Origin of the sequence: Thalassomonas actiniarum, assembly GCF_000948975.2 — a bacterium.
Taxonomy (GTDB): domain Bacteria; phylum Pseudomonadota; class Gammaproteobacteria; order Enterobacterales; family Alteromonadaceae; genus Thalassomonas; species Thalassomonas actiniarum.
In genome coordinates, this window is the sequence record NZ_CP059735.1 from 6107585 (window position 1) to 6128246 (window position 20662).

Genomic DNA, 20662 nt, shown 5'->3' on the forward strand with positions numbered 1-20662 from the left:
TTTTATCTGTTATAGCAAAAGAGATAACAGTCTCTGTAAACATGAGGATTAGTAAATGTCGAATCATTTCCCTGTCGACCGCGCATTATTTGATGATGTAATGGTACCTAACTATGCACCTTCTTCGGTTATTCCTGTTCGTGGTCAAGGCTCTCGTGTTTGGGATCAGCAAGACCGTGAATTCATCGATTTCGCCGGCGGTATCGCGGTAAATTGTTTAGGTCATTGCCACCCTGCACTGGTTAGTGCCCTGAAAGAGCAAGGCGAAAAAATCTGGCATCTGTCTAATGTCATGACCAACGAACCGGCATTACGCCTGGCGAAAAAGCTGGTTGACCGCACTTTCGCCGAAAAAGTTTATTTTGCCAACTCAGGCGCCGAGTCTAACGAAGCCGCTTTAAAGCTGGCTCGTCGTTGGGCCCTGGATGTACACGGCGAAGACAAAACACAAATCATCGCCTTTAAGCAAGGTTTCCACGGCCGCACTTTCTTCACCGTAACCGTAGGCGGACAAGCCGCTTATTCCGACGGCTTCGGTCCTAAGCCGGGCGATGTGGTACACGCCGAATACAACAATCTGGAAAGCGTGAAAGCGCTGATCTCCGACAAGACCTGTGCCATCGTGATGGAACCTCTACAGGGTGAAGGCGGTATCGTTTCGCCAACTAAAGAATTCGTTGAAGGCGTACGTGAATTATGTGACCAGCACAATGCCTTATTGGTATTTGATGAAGTACAAACAGGTGTTGGCCGTACCGGTGAACTTTATGCCTACATGGGCTTAGGTGTGACGCCGGATATCATGACCACGGCTAAAGCCTTGGGCGGCGGTTTCCCGATCGGCGCTATGCTGACCACCACTGAAATTGCCAAACACCTGAAAATCGGTACCCACGGCAGCACCTACGGCGGTAACCCGCTGGCCTGTGCCGTTGGCGAAGCCGCTTTTGACGTAGTAAGCGATCCTGAAGTATTAGCCGGCGTAAGCAAAAAAGCCCAGCTTTACATTGACGGTTTAAATGCCATCAACGAGAAGTACAAGGTTTTCTCTGAAATCCGCGGTAAAGGTTTATTGATCGGTGCGGTATTAACGCAAGACTACCAGGGTAAAGCCAAAGACTTCTTAAATGCCGCTATGGCAGAAGGTGTTATGACCCTGGTTGCCGGCGCCAATATCGTGCGTTTCGCACCTTCTCTGGTTATCCCGGACGAAGATATCGCCGAAGGTATGGCGCGTTTTGAAAAAGCCGTCGCTAAATTAGCCCAAGCCTAACCGGTAAGTGCTTATCGCTTACCGGTAGTTGCCGGTAAGCGCCCTTTTCACCGATTGAGAAAATTCTATGATTATTATACGCCCTATTCAAAACAGCGATTATGAGTCCCTGCACCGTATTGCTGTCGAATCAGGACACGGTTTTACATCACTGCCGGTTAATGAAGAGTTATTAAGAAAACGCATCTCGCGTGCCGAAGCATCTTTTACCAAAGAAGTAACTCAACCGGGAGATGAAGGATACCTTTTTGTGATGGAAGATACCGAAACCGGTACCGTTGTCGGCACCAGCGGCATCGAAGCCGCGGTAGGCCTGGATGACGCCTTCTATCACTATCACCTGGGCAAGGTGGTACACAGCTCGCGTGAGTTAGGTATTTACAACACGGTGGAAACCCTGGCCCTGTGTAATGACTACACCGGTGCTTCCGAGATCTGTACCTTATTTTTAAGCGAAGGCCACAGGAAAAACAATAACGGCCGCTTCCTGTCCCGGTTCCGTTTCCTGTTTATTGCCGAGCATACCGAACGTTTCTCCGAGACAGTGATCGCCGAAATGCGCGGCGTTTCGGACGAACAGGGCCGTTCGCCTTTCTGGGACTGGTTAGAAGAGCATTTCTTCTCACTCGATTTCCCGACGGCAGATTACCTCACCGGCATAGGCAAAAAAGAGTTTATCGCCGAACTGATGCCGAAATACCCGATTTATGTCAACCTGCTCAGCGACGAAGCACAAAAGGTGATCAACAAGGTACACACCAAAACCGTACCGGCCCTGCGCCTGCTTGAAGCAGAAGGTTTTGCCCGCCGCGGTTATGTCGATATTTTCGATGGCGGTCCTACGGTAGAAGCCAGCCGGGAATCGATCAAAACCGTACGCGACAGCAACAAATGCCAGGTGATTATCGGCGACGTCAGCGACACGGAAAATTATATTATCTGTAATACTAAGGTTGAGCAATTTAGAGGGGTACAGGTAAGTGCCTCATTAAGAGCCACCGCCAATCAGGTGGTGATCAGCCAGGAAGCAGCCGATGCATTACAGGTAGGCGAAGGCGACTGGGTGCGCCTGATCGCCAACTAACACACGTTTTTATCAATGTATGCTTTGCTCTGTTAAATGACCAAAGCGTATAGAGGAATATACAATGTCTAATCCTGTTCAATTTATTAATGGTGAATGGCAAGCCGGCCTGGGTCACGCGATCAGCTCGTTAAACCCGGCGCGCAATGAAGTGATCTGGCAGGGGGAAACCGCCACTGCCGAGCAAGTCGATAACGCCATCAAGACCGCGCGCACCGCGTTTGAAAGCTGGGCCGATTTGGCGCTGGAAAAGCGTATTGAAATCGTCACTAAATTTTCCGAGCAACTGACGGAAAATAAAGAAAGCTTAGCCGTAACTATCGCCGAAGAAACCGGCAAGCCGTTATGGGAAACCCGTACCGAAGTCGGCGCCATGATAGGCAAAGTGGCCATCTCCCTTAAGGCGTTCGAAGAGCGTACCGGCACGGTAGAAAACCCTATGCCCGGCGCCAAAGCCTTTATCCGCCACAAGCCGCACGGCGTAGTCGCGGTATTTGGTCCTTACAACTTCCCCGGACATTTGCCTAACGGCCATATCGTGCCTGCGTTGATTGCCGGTAACACTATCGTATTCAAACCGAGCGAACTGACCCCTAAAGTGGCGGAAGAAACCTTAAAACTCTGGCAGGCCGCGGGTTTACCAAACGGCGTCATCAACATGGTGCAGGGTGAAGTCGACACAGGTAAGGCCCTTGCCGGCCACCCCGGCATTGACGGTTTATTCTTTACCGGCAGCTCCACCACAGGTCACCTGCTGCATGAGCAGTTCGGCGGCCAGCCGGGTAAAATCCTGGCGCTGGAAATGGGCGGCAACAACCCGTTAGTGGTTAAAGATGTCACTAACATCGATGCCGTAGTACACGATATCGTCCAGTCGGCCTTTATCACCACCGGACAACGTTGTACCTGTGCCCGTCGTTTGTTTATCGAAAACGGCGAACAGGGCGATGCCATTATTGCCAAGCTGATTGAAGTGACCAAAAACATCAAGATCGGTTATTTTGACGATGAAGACCAGCCGTTTATCGGCTCTATGATCTCAGAAAAAGCCGCCTTAGGTTTAGTATCAGCCCAGCAAGCGCTGCTTGATATGGGTGGTAAGTCTTTACTGACCATGGAGCACAAAGAAGCCGGTACCGGTTTTGTGACCCCGGGTATTGTTGATGTGACTGCTATCGATGCCATGCCGGATGAAGAGCATTTTGGCCCGCTGCTGAAAATCTACCGTTACAGCGATTTCGACGCTGCCATCAATGAAGCCAACAACACCGGCTTTGGTTTATCCGCCGGCCTGTTGAGCGACAGCGAAGACTTGTACAACCACTTCTTCCGCCGTATCCGCGCCGGTATCGTTAACTGGAATAAGCCGATCACCGGCGCCAGCAGCGCCGCGCCGTTTGGCGGTATCGGTGCCAGCGGTAACCACAGAGCCAGCGCCTATTATGCCGCCGACTACTGTGCCTATCCGGTAGCCTCGGTTGAAGCAGAGCAAGTAGCTTTGCCGGCCAGCCTTAGCCCTGGATTATCTATTTAATCATCACAGGCTAAAGTGTATAATTTGCTTATGCTATTAAGCTACACCAGACAAACAGCCGGGCTGCGGCCCGGTTTTTTTAAGAACATAGACCAAATCTGATTCCTTGTCGGATTTTTCGCATGCCCGTTTGCCGCTAATTCTGCCTTACTTTAAATAAACGCTTTAGGTAAAAGCTTTAAAGTAAAACTTTCAGAAATAAATTTTAAAGTAAAAACTTTAAAATCATCATTTTGAAACCATCCGAAGCTCAGCCGCAAGCCAGCCTGCAACCCCGGATTCAACCTTTTTATTTACTGAAGTTATTCTTTTTAAGCATTACTAGGATATGATTATGACCTCTAAAATCACTGCCTTGTTCGATAACATCTGGAAAAATTACCTGGATGTCACCCCTTCTGCCAAGCAGGTACACCAACTGCTGGGTTCAGGTAACGATGTCATCAACGACCACGTGGCCTACCGCACCTTTAACCTGGAAAAGGTTAACCTGGACAAGTTAGCAGCTCACCTGCTGGCCCTGGGATACAAGGAATGCGGCGAGTACCACTTCGAAGCCAAGAAACTGTACGCCAAACACTTCGAGCACAGCGACAGCACCTTGCCGAAAGTATTTATCAGCGAATTATTAGTTGAGCAATTATCCGAGCAGGCACAAGCCATCATCCATAAGCTGGTTGACGGCCTGGATGACGATATCGCGGCACGCGAAGACTTCCTTTACAGCGGTGCACCCTGGCAGGTAAGCTCAACCGAGTATCAGGCCCTGCTTGACGAAAGTGAATACGCTGCCTGGCTTGCCGCCTGGGGCTATCGCGCCAATCACTTCACCGTCAGCATCAACCACCTGGAAAACTTTGACACCATAGAAGCGGTCAATGAAGCCGTAAAACAAGGCGGTTTCAAACTTAATACTTCCGGCGGTGAAATCAAAGGTGATGAAGCGGTGAAACTTGAGCAGAGTTCGACCCTGGCCGATAAAGCCGAAGTCGCCTTCAGCGATAAAACCATGGCAATCCCAAGCTGTTTTTACGAGTTCGCCAAGCGTTATCCGTTAACCGACGGTGAATTATATTCAGGTTTTGTCGCCGCTTCTGCCGACAAGATTTTTGAAAGCACCAACGCCGCCTAATCGCCAGCGGCAATGAAATATCGGCCCGCTGTTGGCTGATATTAGCAAACAGCCGGCCAGGCACTTTAACCGCTGTTTACCCATAAGCCCTGAAATTCAGGGCTTATTTCTTTGTGCCGATTAGCCGCAACATGCAGAAGCAAACCTTAAAACCGCAGTATTATCAACCGACACCAACAGCTGACGGATAGGCGGACAGCTAAAAACTGATTTACGCTTTCGATCTAAGCAAAAAAGCTATTTATTGAATATCAACCATAACTTAGAGTAAAGTAGCCGCTATAATTAATCCTAAAGCCGGACGCTGACGACATTATTATGGTTACCAATACCCAAGGTTATATGCATATTATTGAGTACTTAACTGAGCACCTGAGCATCTTTGAGAGTTCAGAAGAAGAGTTGACCGCCAATCCGACTCCGGCAAAAGCCAGCCACAGCTCAATAATGTCGATGATAGAGGAAGAATTAAGCGAGCAGATCATCATGGTTTGCAGCCAGAATACCGAGTTAACCTTTAACCAAAGGAATATGATCATCCGGGAAGTTGACGAAATCGTTTATGATCTGGAAGAAATTCTCTCCGGCATTATCAATAACCAGGTCACCGAAGAGCAACTCAATTTTATCGTCGAATTTGCCGGCTTAATTAAGAACTTGTTCGATACCGAAATTAACTCCCCTGAATTTCAAAGCATAGAATAACCCTAAAGAGCAGATCTTTTCTCCAGCAACATTGCCGCCTCAGCACCACAGCCAGCTCTCCAGCATTAGCCGCCGATAAACCCCTTAACCTGCCCCGTGAAAGCTGCCAGCTTTTTTCTGGCCTGGCAGCACGGCCTTGGTTAGAATAGCGCTAAACTAACCAAGCATAAAAAGAGAATAGCGCCATGAAAGCAAGTGTAAAATGGGTTTCTGACGAGTTGTTTCTGGGCACATCAGAAAGCGGTCATAGTATAGTGTTAGATGCCAATAACGGTGAACTGGCCCCGAGCCCGATGGAGAATGTTTTGATCTCCCTGGGGGGATGCTCTTCGGTGGATGTGGTCAGTATTTTAAAGAAATCCCGCCAGAAAATAGCCGGCTGTCATGTGGATATCACAGGAACACGCGTTGACAGCATCCCTAAGCTCTTTTCAGACATACATTTGCATTTTGTGGTTACAGGTAGGGATATCAGTGAAAAGCAGGTAGAAAGGGCTGTGAACCTCTCTGCTGACAAATACTGCTCGGTGGCCTTGATGCTAAACAAGTCGGTCAATATCACTCACGACTTTGAAATCATCGACCAGGACTGATCTCAAGCCGGTAAACCGCTCACACACCGGCCGGTCAGCAAGCGCTCTCCGGCCGGATAAGCTTTTAAAGATCACTCATCCAGTCCAGCTGCTTATTGGCCTCTTCTTTTTTCTTGATCAGATCCCGGATAAAAGGGGTTAAGATCAACTCCATCGCCAGCCCCATCTTGCCGCCCGGCACCACCAGGGTGTTGACCCGGGACATAAAAGAACCGTCGATCATGCTCAGATAATAGGGAAAATCGATATCGGTCACTTCCCGAAAGCGGATCACCACAAAACTTTCATCGGATGAAGGAATCGCCTTGGCGCTGAAAGGGTTCGAAGTATCCACCGTCGGCACCCGCTGAAAATTAATATGGGTACGGGAAAATTGCGGTGTAATAAAGGAGATATAATCTTCCATGCTGCGTACGATACTGGCGGTCACCGACTCCCGGCTGTGTCCCCGCTGGCTGGTATCGCGGATAATCTTCTGGATCCACTCCAGGTTAACGATAGGCACCATACCGATGAGTAAATCAACATGCTGGGCGACATCGTTATTTTCCGTCACCACGCCGCCGTGCAGCCCCTCATAGAAGAGCAAATCGGTGCCTTCCCCCAAATCTTCCCAGGGAGTAAACGTGCCCGGCATCTGGTTATAGGGCACCGCTTCGTCAAAGGTATGCAGGTAACGGCGCATTTTGCCTTTACCGGTTTCGGAATAGTCTTTAAACAGCTTCTCCAGGGCATCAAAATCATTGGCCTGATCGCCGAAGTAACTGATATTGCGGTTTTCTTCTCTGGCTTTGCGTTTTTCCAGATCCATTTCCTGACGCGAAAAGCGGTGAAAACTGTCCCCTTCCACCTGGGCAGAGCGTATCCCCAAAGAGCGGAAGATATGTTCAAAAGATTCTGTGGTGGTGGATGTTCCTGCACCTGAGGAGCCCGTTACGGCAATAATCGGGTTTCGAGAAGACATGAATAACTTTCCTGGTTAATGTGACAACTTGTTATACGAGGAAAAATGGCGGCGGTCAAGTAACCGGCGTTGAGAAAATGGCCGGTGTAAACTTAGCAGAACACCTTAGCCAAGGTTCAGCCGCTGGCAAGCGGGCAATAAAAAACGGAGCCGAGGCTCCGTTTTAATGCATACCGTTAATTTAGCAAGTTGCCAAATTAAGCTTCGGTGTTAGCTTCTTCAGTCACTTCAGCTGCTTCTTCAACAACTGGGCGATCTACTAACTCTACGTATGCCATAGGTGCTTTATCACCAGTACGGAAACCACATTTTAAAATGCGAGTGTATCCGCCTGGACGTTCTTGGTAACGCTCACCAAGTTCATTAAATAAAATACCAACTACTTCTTGGTCGCGTGTGCGGGCAAAAGCCAAACGGCGGTTTGCTACACTGTCAGTTTTAGCCAATGTGATCAGTGGCTCAACGACGCGACGTAGTTCTTTAGCCTTAGCTACAGTCGTTTTGATAACGCCGTGCTTAACCAAAGAGCTTGCCATATTGCGGAACATCGCCTGGCGATGACTGCTATTACGGTTTAACTGGCGACCGCTTTTACGATGGCGCATAAGTTAATCCTTATCTCAACTAGTAAAAAACGATGATCGATTTAGTCGTTATCAGCGATGCTTTCAGGTGGCCAATTTTCCAGGCGCATGCCCAGAGAAAGACCACGAGACGCTAATACGTCCTTGATTTCGGTTAGAGACTTCTTACCTAAGTTAGGTGTTTTCAGAAGTTCAACCTCAGCACGCTGTACTAAATCACCGATATATTGAATTGCTTCTGCTTTCAGACAGTTTGCTGAACGAACAGTAAGTTCCAAATCATCAACAGGACGAAGTAAGATTGGGTCAAACAGAGGTTTTTCCTCTTTTTGCTCCACTTCGGTCACATCGCGTAACTCAACGAAGGCATCCAGCTGTTCGGCCAGGATGGTTGAGGCGCGACGGATCGCTTCTTCCGGATCTAATATGCCATTAGTTTCCATGTCGATGACCAGTTTGTCTAAGTCTGTACGTTGTTCAACACGTGCAGACTCAACATCATAGGCAATTCTTTCAACAGGACTGTATGAAGCATCAACCAGCAAACGTCCGATTGCTCGATCTTCTTCCTCGGCATTACGACGGGTAGAAGCCGGAACGTAACCACGTCCCATCTCTACCTTGATGCGCATGCTAACCGAACCGTCGCCTGTCAAATGACAGATCACATGGTTAGGGTTAGCAATAGTCACATCACCGTCATGCTGGATATCAGCTGCCGTTACAGGGCCTTCACCAGACTTAGTTAAGGTAAGAGTGGCTTCGTTTTTGCCTTCTAGACCTATAGCAAGTCCTTTAAGGTTTAACAGTATTTCGATGATGTCTTCTTGAACACCTTCTTTACTACTGTATTCGTGTAATACACCGTCGATTTCAACTTCAGTTACAGCACAACCCGGCATTGAAGATAAAAGAATGCGGCGCAACGCATTACCTAAAGTGTGACCAAAACCACGTTCCAATGGCTCTAATGTGACCTTAGCACGAGTCGCACTAACGGTTTCAACATCTACCAGGCGTGGTCTAAGGAATTCGGTTACAGAACCCTGCATTATGTCCTCTCTTAAAGTGCACTCTACTTAGAGTAAAGTTCAACAATCAACTGTTCATTAATTTCAGCAGATAAATCTGAACGATCAGGAACACGTTTGAACACGCCTTCCATTTTCTTATTATCTACTTCAACCCAGACTGGCTTTTCGCGTTGATCAGCCAACTCTAAAGCCGCAACGATACGGGCTTGAGTTTTAGACTTTTCACGAACAGAAACCACATCTTCAGCTTTAACAGTGAAAGATGGAATATTCACAACAACTCCGTTTACCACGATAGCTTTGTGGCTAACGAGTTGACGAGCTTCAGCACGAGTGCTGGCAAAACCCATACGGTAAACTACGTTATCTAAACGCTTCTCTAAAAGTTGTAACAAGTTTTCACCTGTGTTGCCTTTCAGACGAGCCGCTTCTTTGTAGTAGTTACGGAATTGTTTCTCAAGGACGCCGTAAAGACGACGAACTTTTTGTTTTTCACGAAGTTGAATACCGTAATCAGACAAACGACCGCGACGGGCGCCGTGCTGACCAGGAATCGTTTCGATTTTACATTTAGTGTCAATTGCTCTAACACCGCTTTTCAGGAACAAATCAGTTCCTTCGCGGCGGCTAAGCTTAAGCTTAGGACCTAAATATCTAGCCATGTTCTTTCTCCAACTATCCTAAAAGTGCCAATTAAACGCGACGCTTTTTAGGCGGACGACAACCGTTATGAGGAATAGGTGTTACGTCAGTGATGTTGGTTATCTTGTAACCAGCAGCATTTAAGGCACGGATGGCAGATTCACGACCTGGTCCCGGACCCTTAACGAAAACTTCAATATTCTTCAAACCGAACTCTTGTGCAACTTTACCTGCACGGTCTGCAGCAACCTGGGCAGCAAACGGGGTAGACTTACGTGAACCACGGAAGCCAGAACCACCGGCAGTAGCCCAAGAAAGTGCATTACCTTGACGGTCAGTAATGGTTACGATTGTGTTGTTAAAAGAAGCATGGATATGAGCCATACCATCAACAACTTGCTTTTTGACGCGCTTACGCGTACGAACTGGTGTTTTTGCCATTGTCTAGTCCCTCGTTACTTTTTAATTGGCTTACGAGGACCTTTACGAGTGCGCGCATTAGTTTTAGTGCGTTGCCCACGTAGAGGAAGACTGCGACGATGGCGGATGCCACGAAAACAGCCAAGGTCCATAAGACGCTTGATGTTCATTGATACTTCACGGCGTAAATCACCTTCAACGGTGTATTTATCCACTTCAGCACGAAGCAAATCAATTTGTGCTTCGTCCAATTCACTGATCTTAGTTGACTCTGCAATACCAGTAGCCGCACAAATAGCTTTTGCACGGGTTGCACCGATACCGTAGATCGCAGTAATGGCGATTACTGCATGCTTACGATCAGGGATGTTAATGCCAGCGATACGGGCCACTAACACATCTCCTATTCAAATTAAAATTTCATTGGTTGAAAAGCCCGTTAGGATACTCAACCAGACGCTTTTTTGCAAATTAAAGTGCCATTTATCTTTTAATCGACAATGGCACTTCAAAAAGATTTAACCTTGACGTTGCTTATGCTTAGGGTCGCTCTTGCAAATAACACGAACAACACCAGCACGTTTCACAACTTTACAGTTACGGCAAATCTTTTTTACGGATGCACGAACTTTCATCTTATTACTCCGTTTGTTACTACTTTAAGTAACTGACTGACCTAACGGCTGTAGCCTTTTAGGTTAGCTTTCTTAAGTACATTGTCATATTGATGAGACATCAAATGAGTCTGTACTTGTGCCATAAAGTCCATGATCACTACCACGATAATCAATAATGATGTACCGCCGAAATAGAACCCAACGTCCCATGCCATGATCATAAACTGTGGAACCAAACAAATAAAGGTAATATACAGGGCACCCGCTAAGGTTAACCGAGTCATTACTTTATCGATATATTTGGACGTTTGCTCCCCCGGACGAATCCCCGGAATGAACGCACCTGACTTTTTCAAGTTATCTGCGGTTTCACGCGGATTGAATACCAATGCCGTGTAGAAAAAGCAGAAAAAGATAATCGCTGCTGACAATAACATCACGTATAGCGGCTGACCCGGAGAAATAGCAATCGCCATTTCCTGTAAAAAGTCAGCAACAACACCGTCACCCTGTCCGAACCAGCTCGCAAGCGTGCCCGGGAACAAGATAATGCTAGAAGCAAAGATTGGCGGTATAACACCGGCCATGTTCACTTTTAACGGTAAATGTGTGCTTTGCGCGGCGAAGACCTTACGGCCCTGCTGACGCTTGGCGTAGTTAACAACGATACGACGTTGACCACGCTCGACAAATACCACCAAGAAAGTGACGGCAAATACTACAACGGCTATCAGCAATAATACCAATAAGTGCAATTCACCTTGACGCGCCATCTCTGCGGTTTGACCAACAGCAGACGGCATACCGGCGACTATACCTGCGAAAATAAGGATTGAAATACCGTTTCCGATCCCGCGCTCGGTAATCTGTTCACCTAACCACATTAAGAACATGGTACCGGTTACCAGACTGACCACAGCGGCGAAGTAGAAGCTGAAGCCGGCGTTAATCACCAGCCCAGGCATCATACCCGGTAAACTCTTAGCAATCGCTATTGACTGTACAGTTGCCAGAACTAAAGTGCCGTAGCGTGTGTATTGGCTGATTTTACGTCGTCCCGCTTCGCCTTCTTTTTTCAGCTCTGCCATGGCCGGATGAATCACGGTCAGCAGTTGCATGATAATCGAAGCCGAAATGTACGGCATAATACCCAGCGCCAATACTGAGGCTCGCTCAAGCGCACCACCGGAGAACATGTTAAACATTTCTACGATGGTACCCTTTTGCTGTTCAAACAGCTGAGCTAATACAGCGGCGTCAATACCAGGGATTGGCACAAATGATCCCAAACGGAAGACAATTAATGCTCCGAATACGAACCATAAACGTTGCTTAAGCTCGGACAATCCGCCCTGCGCTTTGTTATCCATACCTGGTTTAGCCATAATCTGTATTATTCCTCGATTTTTCCGCCAGCAGCTTCAATTGCTGCACGTGCACCTTTAGTAACACCTAAACCACGAACCGTCAATGGACGATTGATTTCACCGGACAGCATGATTTTAGCTGTTTCGATGTTACGCGTGATCAGGTTAGCGTCTTTAAGCGCGTGAATATCGACAACATCACCCTTGATGCTATTCAGTTCATGTAAACGTACCTCGGCGCGAACCAGAGCTTTACGTGACGTGAAACCAAATTTAGGCAAACGTTGTTTCAATGGCATTTGACCGCCTTCGAAACCTGGACGTACACTACCGCCAGAACGAGACTTCTGACCTTTGTGACCGCGACCACCTGTTTTACCAATGCCGGAACCAATACCGCGACCACAGCGCTTCTTGGCTTTCTTTGCACCTGGTGCAGGAGATAAAGTATTTAAATGCATTATTAATCCTCCACCTTAACCATATAAGATACTTGATTAATCATACCACGTACAGAAGGAGTATCTTCTAACTCCACTGTATGGTTGATACGACGTAAACCAAGACCTTTTAAAGTTGCTCTGTGCTTCGGTAAACGACCGATAGAGCTTTTATATTGAGTTACTTTAACTGTTTTAGCCATGCTCAATTACCCCAAAATGTCGGCAACGCTTTTGCCACGCTTAGCTGCAACTGCTTCTGGAGAATGCATATTCGCCAGGGCAGAAATAGTAGCGCGAACTACGTTGATTGGGTTAGTAGAACCGTATGCCTTAGACAATACGTTCTGTACACCAGCAACTTCAAGTACTGCACGCATCGCACCACCGGCGATGATACCTGTACCTTCAGAAGCAGGCTGCATGTAAACCTTAGAACCTGAGTGACGACCCTTGATAGGGTGCTGAAGAGTAGTACCCTTCAGGTCAACAGTTACTAAGTTGCGACGAGCTTTTTCCATTGCTTTCTGGATTGCAGCAGGAACTTCACGTGCCTTACCGTAACCGAAACCAACGCGCCCGTTGCCGTCACCAACTACTGTTAGTGCAGTGAAACTGAAAATACGACCACCTTTAACCACTTTTGATACGCGGTTAACGGCGATTAGCTTTTCAGCCATATCACTTTGTTGAGTGTTTTCTTGATTAGCCATCGTCAACTCCTAGAACTGAAGACCAGCTTCACGAGCTGCTTCTGCTAATGCTTTAACACGTCCGTGGTAACGGAAACCAGAACGGTCAAAAGCAACTGATGTGATGCCTTTGGCAGTAGCACGTTCTGCAATAGCTTTACCTACCGCAGCGGCAGCCGCAACATTACCTGTTTTCTCTAATTGAGCACTAACTTCTTTGTCTAAAGTAGACGCCGCAGCGATTACTTCAGAACCAGTTGGCGCGATCAATTGCGCGTAAATGTGGCGAGGAGTACGGTGTACGACTAAACGATTCGCACCCAGCTCGCTGATTTTTGCACGAGCGCGTTTAGCGCGGCGCAAACGAGATGTTTTCTTATCCATCGTATTACCCTACTTCTTCTTAGCTTCTTTACGGCGAACATTTTCGTCGCTATAACGGATACCTTTACCTTTATAAGGCTCAGGCTTACGGTATGCGCGGATATTCGCTGCTACTTGACCAACCAACTGCTTGTCAGCACCTTTCAGTGTGATTTCAGTCTGGCTCGGAGTTTCAACGGTAACCCCTTCAGGGATTGGGTGATCAACCGGGTGAGATAAGCCTAAAGATAAGTTTAAGTTCTTACCTGCAGCTTTCGCACGGTAACCAACACCGTTTAAGATAAGCTTTCTTTCAAAACCTTTACTTACGCCTTCAACCATATTGTTGATTAAAGCACGTGCAGTACCGGCTTGAGCCCATGCGCCTTTCTCTTCGCTGGCAATCGTAGTCTTGATCAGGTTTTCTTCTTGAGAAACCTTAACCAGGCTGTGGATTGTGCGTGATAATTCGCCCACTGGACCTTTAACTTTAATGTCTTGACCTGATAACGTAACAATAACGCCAGCAGGTACTTCGACAGGTGCTTTTGCAACACGAGACATAGTTCTGCTCCTTACGCTACGAAACCGATGATTTCGCCACCAAGACCCGCATTGCGAGCGGCGCGATCAGTCATCAGACCTTTTGAAGTAGAAACAATGGCAATACCCATACCGGCTAATACCTGTGGTAACTCATCACGGCCTTTGTATACGCGCAGACCAGGACGAGAAACACGTTTGATTGTTTCAATTACTTCTTTACCTTCAAAATACTTCAAAGTAACGGCTAACTCAGGTTTAGCGTCACCAGATACAGAATATTCTGAAATATAACCTTCTTCTTTAAGCAAGTTGGCAATTGCAACTTTAACCTTAGAAGATGGCATTGTTACTGCAGTCTTAGCTGCAGATTGACCGTTGCGGATGCGTGTAAACATGTCCGCGATAGGATCAGTCATCATAACCATTTACTCCCGTGAATTACCAACTAGCTTTCTTAAGACCTGGAACTTCACCACGCATAGTTGCTTCACGCAACTTGATCCGGCTTAAGCCGAACTTACGCAAGTAACCATGTGGACGACCAGTAACGTTACAACGGTTACGCTGACGGCTGCTGCTCGAGTCACGAGGAAGACTTTGAAGTTTCAGTACTGCATCCCAACGCTCTTCTTCAGAAGAATCTACGCTTGAGATGATCTTTTTCAGTGCACGACGTTTTTCGCCGTACTGTGCTACTAGCTTGGCGCGTTTTGCTTCACGGGCCTTCATAGATGATTTAGCCATAACTCTACACCTTATTTCTTAAACGGGAAGTTAAAGGCAGTCAGCAAAGCACGACCTTCCTCATCAGATTGCGCAGTAGTTGTGATAGTGATATCCAACCCGCGAATCTTATCGATTTTATCGTAATCGATTTCAGGAAATATGATTTGCTCACGCACGCCCATGCTGTAATTACCACGGCCATCGAACGACTTAGGGTTCAAGCCACGGAAATCACGGATACGAGGAACTGAAATAGAGATTAAACGCTCTAAAAATTCCCACATGCGCTCGCCGCGTAGAGTTACTTTTGCTCCAATAGGATAGCCTTCACGGATCTTAAAGCCAGCAACAGATTTGCGAGCTTTAGTAACCATAGGCTTTTGACCTGAGATTGCAGTAAGATCATTTGTGGCGTGCTCAAGTACTTTTTTATCAGTAATAGCTTCACCAACACCCATGTTCAGGGTGATCTTTTCAATCCGAGGGACTTGCATGACACTTTTGTATTCGAACTTCTTCTGAAGGTCGCTTACAACTGTATCTTTATAAAAATCATGCAGTTTCGCCATCGTTTACTCCAATTAAATTAATTCGTTGTTAGACTTGAAAAAACGAACTTTTTTGCCGTCTTCAACTCTAAATCCAACACGATCCGCTTTTCCTGTAGCAGGATTAACGATCGCAACGTTGGAAACATGAAGGGATGCTTCTTTCTCAACAATGCCACCAGGCTGCTGTAACTGAGGTACAGGCTTCTGGTGTTTCTTGATTAAGTTGATGCCTTCAACGAATACTTTGCCTTCTTCAACAAGAACTTTCGTGACTTTACCAGTCTTACCCTTGTCTTTACCAGCAAGTACGATTACTTCATCATCACGACGAATTTTAGATGCCATTATCGTGACCCCTTATAGTACTTCAGGTGCTAATGACACAATTTTCATGAACTTTTCGTTACGTAGTTCACGTGTCACTGGACCGAATATACGAGTACCAATTGGTTGTAAGCTTGCATTAAGCATTACAGCCGCATTGCCGTCAAAACGAATGGTTGAACCATCCGGACGACGAACGCCCTTTTTAGTGCGCACCACTACCGCAGTAAGAACATCACCTTTTTTTACTTTACCGCGAGGAATTGCTTCCTTCACTGCAACTTTGATGATATCCCCTATGCGTGCATAGCGACGGTGCGAGCCACCAAGGACCTTAATACATTGCACGCGTCGAGCGCCGCTATTATCAGCAACGTCTAGCTGTGATTGCATTTGGATCATGTTATGTGCTCCGCTGTTATAAAATTCAAGGCCAGAAATTTGACCCGTCACTGCCTTTTAAAGCCACCCATTTTTGGTGGGCGCGAGATTATAACACCAGTTTCAAAAAAGTGGTACTTTATTTAGCTAAAAAATAACCAGTGATTTAAAAATAGCTCACCAAGTAAGCTTTTCGGCCAATTTTTACCGACTACGGGAAATGTTTTGGGGGCGTATTTCTCAAATTCAATCTTTGCTTAGTTGAATTTTCCTTTCTGTCTAAGCAGCAGGCCTAAGGATGTTAGCAGTAGCAGAAACACTGGAGTTGGTTCAGGCACAGTCACTGAGGAGGCTGTGCCGACATCACCATCACGTACTGCCCAGGCTCGTCCAGCAGTTACTTTACTGATACCAACCTGGCGACCAACAGTAGTGTCAAAAAGCCATGCCCGATCTGTTTTTGGAGCATACTCCAAGTCATAAAAATAATATCCATTGTAAAAGTTCTCTATCTCAATGCCACCAGCTAAACTTTTGGTATTAATCTCATAATTCCATGGATAGTTAGCCCACTTACTATTGTTAGTGTGATTAGTGTTAAATTTAGACTCCAGCCCTAAATTAACATTAATCATATACGCTAACTCATGCAGTTCACTCGTACTGTTATAACCAACATCCGTACTACCATCATAAGTCTGGTAATAATCAAAGCCCGCAGTTGCATCAAGCGCCTGTATTGAAGGTAAGCGCCAATCATCAAATTTGCCTATGGATAATTGCTCTACCCAATTTCTGGCACTTTCCCACGGTAAAAAGTTATCACCGTCAGCATCGTAGTCTGTGGTCTCAACAAAGTTGGCATTTTTTAACCAGGTCACATCCAGTACATCATCATAATAAGCTTCGACATCAGGACCACCATCAACGACTATAGTTCGCTCCAGCAAACCGGCGTTTGCCTGGCTAGTTGTGGTTAGCAATGCAGCTAATGCGAAACTTTTTACTTTCTTTGAATTAGCAAAGTATTTAGAGGAATTCATCATATTAGTTACTGCTCCATTATTTGATTGTATTTCTCTCGCCATAGATTTGACAAAATTAGTACCAGCAAACTCCATACCAACAGCTAACTCAATATTACATTAATCTCATAATTTTCATGAAGTTTTCCTTGAGAAAAAACCGTAAGAGACAAAATTTTCAGCTTTAAGTAAAGGTCATTTCAGCATATTTAGAGTGGACAACTTAAACATCCATAGTCATTTTTCATTATGAGACTACCTGTCAAAAATGAGGCGAGCCAAGGGCAGAACAGCACAAATAACGCCTTATCAATTACGAATGCAGGCTAGCCATTACCAAGCACTATTCATACTTTTTCATGGAGATTGTTAGCCCCGACAGAGTATTTCAATTATTCATATACGAAATAAATAATAACCTCGGCCATAACAGCGAATCCTCCCAATTACTCTCAAGCAGAGGAGGTAGCCCAAAAGGTAAATTAGAAACTTTAGAAGCCTAAATAAAGTGAAAATAGAATAAAACAGGCAAAAAAAACGGCCCCTTATTTTCATAAGGGGCCGTTTATGTATCTAACGTTACGTTAAAAAATCAATTAAGCTTTTTCAACTACGTCAACCAAAGTCCAGTTTTTAGACTTAGACAGTGGACGACATTCACGAATAGTTACTACGTCACCTGCTTTGCACTGGTTAGTTTCATCATGCGCTTTCAACTTAGTTGAACGGATCATGAATTTACCGTACATAGGGTGTTTAACACGTCGCTCGATCAGCACAGTGATAGACTTATCCATTTTATCACTGACTACGCGACCTTGTAGTGTACGAAATTTAGCTTCGCTCATTACGCTCCCGCCTTCTCAGTTATGATAGTCTTCACGCGCGCAATATTGCGGCGTACTTGTCTTAGCAAGTGAGTTTGAGCTAACTGACCAGTACTTGCTTGCATGCGGTAGTTAAACTGCTCACGCAAAAGTTCCAGTAATTCAGCATTAAGCTCTTCAATGCTCTTTTCTTTAAGTTCGCTAGCTTTCATTACATCACCGTTCTAGTTACGAAAGTAGTTTTGAATGGTAGCTTGGCGGCTGCTAATGCAAACGCTTCACGAGCTAACTCTTCAGAAACACCTTCCATTTCATAAAGAACACGACCTGGTAGGATTTGACAAACCCAATATTCCACGCCACCTTTACCTTTACCCATACGAACCTCAAGAGGTTTCTTGGTAATTGGCTTATCAGGGAAAACACGGATCCAGATCTTACCTTGACGCTTAACGTGACGCGTCATGGCACGACGAGCAGCCTCAATCTGACGAGCAGTCATACGACCACGCTCAACAGATTTCAAACCGAAAGTACCGAAGCTAACTGAGCTACCAGTCTGTGCAAGACCACGGTTACGCAGTTTCATTTGCTTACGGAATTTAGTACGTTTTGGTTGTAACATTACTTAGTCCCCTACTTACTGCTCTTGCGGCTGTTCTTTCTTTTAGGTTTCTGAGCCGGCTCTGCCTGAGTTGGCATACCACCGATCACTTCACCTTTAAAGATCCAAACTTTAACACCGATAATACCATAAGTAGTATTGGCTTCAGCTGTTGCATAGTCGATGTCAGCACGTAAAGTGTGCAGTGGAACACGACCTTCACGGTACCATTCAGCACGGGCAATTTCTGCACCGCCTAAACGACCGCTAACCTGAACTTTAATACCTTTGGCACCTAAACGCATGGCGTTTTGAACGGCACGCTTCATGGCGCGACGGAACATAACACGACGTTCTAACTGGCTAGTAATGCTTTCGGCAACAAGCTGCGCATCCATTTCTGGCTTACGTACTTCAGCGATGTTGATTTGAGCAGGAACACCAGCAATTTTAGATACTTTTAAACGTAACTTTTCTACGTCTTCGCCTTTCTTACCGATCACAACACCCGGACGAGCCGTGTGGATTGTAACGCGGATAGATTTAGCCGGACGCTCAATTACGATTTTTGACAATGATGCACGCTTAAGTTTTTCTGTCAAATATTCACGTACCAGGTGGTCACCGTGTAAATTGTCAGCAAAATCTTTGCTACTTGCAAACCAAGTAGACGCGAAAGGTTTAGTGATACCTAAGCGAATACCATTTGGATGGACTTTTTGACCCATTCTAATATCTCCTAGCTATCAGATACAACCACAGTAATGTGGCTAGTACGCTTAAGGATACGATCCGCGCGACCTTTCGCACGAGGCTTGATACGCTTCATTGTTGGACCATCGTCAACCATGATGGTTTTAACGTATAGTTCATCAATGTCTGCACCTTCGTTATGCTCTGCGTTGGCAATAGCCGAGTTAAGCACTTTCTTAACTAGAACAGCAGCTGATTTGTTGCTGAACGTTAATACTTCTAAAGCTTTCTCTACGTTCATGCCGCGGATTTGATCCACAACTAAACGGGCTTTTTGCGCAGAACCGCGGGCAAATTTATGTTTAGCGATTGCTTCCATTTAATTTCCCCTTACTTCTTCTTCGCTTTCTTATCCACAGCGTGGCCACGGTAAGTACGAGTTGGTGCAAATTCTCCTAATTTGTGACCGATCATTTCATCGGTTACAAATACAGGTACGTGTTGACGGCCATTATGGACAGCGATGGTCAATCCAATCATGTTTGGAATGATCATTGAACGACGGGACCAAGTTTTAATTGGCTTTTTATTCCCGCTTTCCACCGCTTTCTCTACCTTCGTCAACAAGTGTAGGTCAATAAATGGACCTTTCTTGAGAGAACGTGGCATGGTGAATCCTCTTAATATCTAATAAATGTACTATTTAGTACGACGACGTACGATGAACTTATCGGTACGCTTGTTCTTACGAGTCTTGTAACCCTTAGTTGGTACACCCCAAGGTGATACCGGGTGACGACCGCCTGAAGTTTTACCTTCACCACCACCGTGCGGGTGATCAACCGGGTTCATGGCAACACCACGAACGGTTGGGCGAACACCGCGCCAGCGTGAAGCACCAGCTTTACCCAGAGAGCGAAGCATGTGTTCAGCGTTGCCGATTTCACCTAAGGTAGCACGACAATCGGCTTCAACTTTGCGCATTTCGCCTGAACGAAGACGTAAAGTTACATAAGCACCGTCTTTCGCTACTAATTGAGCGTAAGTACCGGCGGCACGGGCGATTTGAGCACCTTTACCTGGCTTAAGTTCGATTGCGTGAACAACACTACCTAATGGTGTGTTGCGAAGCGGCATAGTGTTACCAGGCTTGATTGGAGCATCAACACCAGACTGGATTGAATCACCAGCTTTTAACCCTTTAGGGGCTAAGATGTAACGACGTTCACCGTCTGCGTACAGTACCAGTGCAATGTTAGCACTACGGTTTGGATCATATTCCAAACGCTCTACTTTAGCAGGGATACCATCTTTAGTACGTTTAAAGTCGATCAGACGATAGTGTTGCTTGTGACCACCACCAACGTGACGAACAGTAATACGACCGGTATTGTTACGACCACCAGACTTGCTCTTAGTGTCAAGTAATGGGGCGTAAGGCTTACCTTTGTGCAACTCAGAGTTAACCACTTTAACAACGTGGCGACGACCCGGAGAAGTAGGTTTACATTTTACAATAGCCATTTTTGTAAACTCTCCTA

Annotated in this window: 32 protein-coding genes; 6 read left to right on the plus strand and 26 right to left on the minus strand. The window is 46.1% G+C overall.

What is annotated here, in order from left to right; genetic code table 11:
* Positions 1-55 precede the first annotated feature (55 nt).
* The 6 genes from SG35_RS26415 to SG35_RS26440 all read left to right on the plus strand — a co-directional run bounded on the left by SG35_RS26415 (position 56) and on the right by SG35_RS26440 (position 6321).
* Positions 56-1273, plus strand: a complete 1218-nt coding sequence (locus SG35_RS26415) for an aspartate aminotransferase family protein (protein WP_044833220.1) — start codon at positions 56-58, stop codon at positions 1271-1273.
* Positions 1274-1340: 67 nt separating this feature from the next.
* The gene (astA, locus tag SG35_RS26420) at positions 1341-2357 is read left to right on the plus strand and encodes an arginine N-succinyltransferase (RefSeq protein ID WP_044833219.1); all 1017 of its coding nucleotides are present in this window, start codon (positions 1341-1343) and stop codon (positions 2355-2357) included.
* A 64-nt stretch (positions 2358-2421) separates the two neighbouring features.
* Positions 2422-3891: a succinylglutamate-semialdehyde dehydrogenase gene (gene astD / locus SG35_RS26425; RefSeq protein WP_044833218.1), complete on the plus strand. Its 1470-nt coding sequence runs from the start codon at positions 2422-2424 to the stop codon at positions 3889-3891.
* Between the two features lie 334 nt (positions 3892-4225).
* The gene (locus SG35_RS26430; RefSeq protein ID WP_044833217.1) at positions 4226-5023 is read left to right on the plus strand and encodes a DUF1338 domain-containing protein; all 798 of its coding nucleotides are present in this window, start codon (positions 4226-4228) and stop codon (positions 5021-5023) included.
* 318 nt (positions 5024-5341) lie between these two features.
* Positions 5342-5728 carry a DUF3802 family protein gene (locus SG35_RS26435; protein ID WP_044833216.1) on the plus strand — a complete coding sequence of 129 codons (387 nt, stop codon included), beginning with the start codon at positions 5342-5344 and terminating at the stop codon, positions 5726-5728.
* Between the two features lie 185 nt (positions 5729-5913).
* Positions 5914-6321, plus strand: a complete 408-nt coding sequence (locus SG35_RS26440; RefSeq protein WP_044833215.1) for an OsmC family protein — start codon at positions 5914-5916, stop codon at positions 6319-6321.
* A 64-nt stretch (positions 6322-6385) separates the two neighbouring features.
* Here SG35_RS26440 and SG35_RS26445 read toward each other — a convergent pair whose 3' ends face one another.
* From SG35_RS26445 to rplB, 26 genes are all read right to left on the minus strand, one after another.
* The gene (locus SG35_RS26445) at positions 6386-7285 is read right to left on the minus strand and encodes a phosphoribulokinase (protein WP_044833214.1); all 900 of its coding nucleotides are present in this window, start codon (positions 7283-7285) and stop codon (positions 6386-6388) included.
* 197 nt (positions 7286-7482) lie between these two features.
* Positions 7483-7890: a 50S ribosomal protein L17 gene (gene rplQ / locus SG35_RS26450; RefSeq protein ID WP_044833213.1), complete on the minus strand. Its 408-nt coding sequence runs from the start codon at positions 7888-7890 to the stop codon at positions 7483-7485.
* 41 nt (positions 7891-7931) lie between these two features.
* Positions 7932-8921 carry a DNA-directed RNA polymerase subunit alpha gene (locus SG35_RS26455; RefSeq protein ID WP_044833212.1) on the minus strand — a complete coding sequence of 330 codons (990 nt, stop codon included), beginning with the start codon at positions 8919-8921 and terminating at the stop codon, positions 7932-7934.
* A gap of 23 nt (positions 8922-8944) precedes the next feature.
* Positions 8945-9565 carry a 30S ribosomal protein S4 gene (rpsD, locus tag SG35_RS26460; RefSeq protein ID WP_044833211.1) on the minus strand — a complete coding sequence of 207 codons (621 nt, stop codon included), beginning with the start codon at positions 9563-9565 and terminating at the stop codon, positions 8945-8947.
* 31 nt (positions 9566-9596) lie between these two features.
* The gene (gene rpsK, locus SG35_RS26465; RefSeq protein ID WP_044833210.1) at positions 9597-9986 is read right to left on the minus strand and encodes a 30S ribosomal protein S11; all 390 of its coding nucleotides are present in this window, start codon (positions 9984-9986) and stop codon (positions 9597-9599) included.
* A 14-nt stretch (positions 9987-10000) separates the two neighbouring features.
* The gene (rpsM, locus tag SG35_RS26470; RefSeq protein WP_044833209.1) at positions 10001-10357 is read right to left on the minus strand and encodes a 30S ribosomal protein S13; all 357 of its coding nucleotides are present in this window, start codon (positions 10355-10357) and stop codon (positions 10001-10003) included.
* A 126-nt stretch (positions 10358-10483) separates the two neighbouring features.
* Positions 10484-10600 (minus strand): 50S ribosomal protein L36, encoded by a 117-nt coding sequence (rpmJ, locus tag SG35_RS26475; RefSeq protein ID WP_084692761.1) that lies wholly within the window; start codon positions 10598-10600, stop codon positions 10484-10486.
* Between the two features lie 41 nt (positions 10601-10641).
* Complete coding sequence (gene secY / locus SG35_RS26480) at positions 10642-11967, minus strand: preprotein translocase subunit SecY (RefSeq protein ID WP_044833208.1); 1326 nt, start codon at positions 11965-11967, stop codon at positions 10642-10644.
* An 8-nt stretch (positions 11968-11975) separates the two neighbouring features.
* Positions 11976-12410, minus strand: coding sequence for a 50S ribosomal protein L15 (gene rplO / locus SG35_RS26485; RefSeq protein WP_044833207.1), 435 nt, complete (start codon positions 12408-12410; stop codon positions 11976-11978).
* Between the two features lie 2 nt (positions 12411-12412).
* Positions 12413-12592 carry a 50S ribosomal protein L30 gene (gene rpmD / locus SG35_RS26490; protein ID WP_084692760.1) on the minus strand — a complete coding sequence of 60 codons (180 nt, stop codon included), beginning with the start codon at positions 12590-12592 and terminating at the stop codon, positions 12413-12415.
* A 6-nt stretch (positions 12593-12598) separates the two neighbouring features.
* Positions 12599-13108 carry a 30S ribosomal protein S5 gene (gene rpsE / locus SG35_RS26495; RefSeq protein WP_201777802.1) on the minus strand — a complete coding sequence of 170 codons (510 nt, stop codon included), beginning with the start codon at positions 13106-13108 and terminating at the stop codon, positions 12599-12601.
* 3 nt (positions 13109-13111) lie between these two features.
* The gene (gene rplR / locus SG35_RS26500; protein WP_044833205.1) at positions 13112-13465 is read right to left on the minus strand and encodes a 50S ribosomal protein L18; all 354 of its coding nucleotides are present in this window, start codon (positions 13463-13465) and stop codon (positions 13112-13114) included.
* Positions 13466-13474: 9 nt separating this feature from the next.
* Entirely contained in the window at positions 13475-14008 is a 534-nt protein-coding gene (rplF, locus tag SG35_RS26505; protein WP_044833204.1) for a 50S ribosomal protein L6, read from the minus strand.
* A gap of 11 nt (positions 14009-14019) precedes the next feature.
* A complete protein-coding gene (rpsH, locus tag SG35_RS26510; protein ID WP_201777801.1) occupies positions 14020-14409 on the minus strand; it encodes a 30S ribosomal protein S8 in 390 nt (129 codons plus the stop codon).
* 19 nt (positions 14410-14428) lie between these two features.
* Positions 14429-14734, minus strand: a complete 306-nt coding sequence (gene rpsN, locus SG35_RS26515; RefSeq protein WP_044833202.1) for a 30S ribosomal protein S14 — start codon at positions 14732-14734, stop codon at positions 14429-14431.
* Positions 14735-14745: 11 nt separating this feature from the next.
* Positions 14746-15285, minus strand: coding sequence for a 50S ribosomal protein L5 (gene rplE / locus SG35_RS26520; protein WP_044833201.1), 540 nt, complete (start codon positions 15283-15285; stop codon positions 14746-14748).
* Positions 15286-15297: 12 nt separating this feature from the next.
* Positions 15298-15612, minus strand: coding sequence for a 50S ribosomal protein L24 (gene rplX, locus SG35_RS26525; RefSeq protein WP_044833200.1), 315 nt, complete (start codon positions 15610-15612; stop codon positions 15298-15300).
* Between the two features lie 12 nt (positions 15613-15624).
* Complete coding sequence (rplN, locus tag SG35_RS26530; RefSeq protein WP_044833199.1) at positions 15625-15993, minus strand: 50S ribosomal protein L14; 369 nt, start codon at positions 15991-15993, stop codon at positions 15625-15627.
* Between the two features lie 236 nt (positions 15994-16229).
* Positions 16230-17093 (minus strand): PEP-CTERM sorting domain-containing protein, encoded by an 864-nt coding sequence (locus SG35_RS26535; RefSeq protein ID WP_044833198.1) that lies wholly within the window; start codon positions 17091-17093, stop codon positions 16230-16232.
* 500 nt (positions 17094-17593) lie between these two features.
* Positions 17594-17845: a 30S ribosomal protein S17 gene (gene rpsQ, locus SG35_RS26540; RefSeq protein WP_044833197.1), complete on the minus strand. Its 252-nt coding sequence runs from the start codon at positions 17843-17845 to the stop codon at positions 17594-17596.
* Entirely contained in the window at positions 17845-18036 is a 192-nt protein-coding gene (gene rpmC / locus SG35_RS26545; RefSeq protein ID WP_044833196.1) for a 50S ribosomal protein L29, read from the minus strand. The genes rpsQ and rpmC overlap by 1 nt, the downstream gene beginning before the upstream one ends.
* Positions 18036-18449, minus strand: a complete 414-nt coding sequence (rplP, locus tag SG35_RS26550; RefSeq protein ID WP_044833195.1) for a 50S ribosomal protein L16 — start codon at positions 18447-18449, stop codon at positions 18036-18038. The genes rpmC and rplP overlap by 1 nt, the downstream gene beginning before the upstream one ends.
* A gap of 11 nt (positions 18450-18460) precedes the next feature.
* Entirely contained in the window at positions 18461-19156 is a 696-nt protein-coding gene (gene rpsC / locus SG35_RS26555; RefSeq protein ID WP_044833194.1) for a 30S ribosomal protein S3, read from the minus strand.
* Positions 19157-19167: 11 nt separating this feature from the next.
* On the minus strand, positions 19168-19500 hold the full coding sequence (gene rplV / locus SG35_RS26560) for a 50S ribosomal protein L22 (protein WP_044833193.1): 333 nt from the start codon (positions 19498-19500) through the stop codon (positions 19168-19170).
* A gap of 11 nt (positions 19501-19511) precedes the next feature.
* Positions 19512-19790, minus strand: coding sequence for a 30S ribosomal protein S19 (rpsS, locus tag SG35_RS26565; RefSeq protein WP_274055299.1), 279 nt, complete (start codon positions 19788-19790; stop codon positions 19512-19514).
* A gap of 30 nt (positions 19791-19820) precedes the next feature.
* Positions 19821-20645, minus strand: coding sequence for a 50S ribosomal protein L2 (rplB, locus tag SG35_RS26570; RefSeq protein WP_044833191.1), 825 nt, complete (start codon positions 20643-20645; stop codon positions 19821-19823).
* Positions 20646-20662 lie beyond the last annotated feature (17 nt).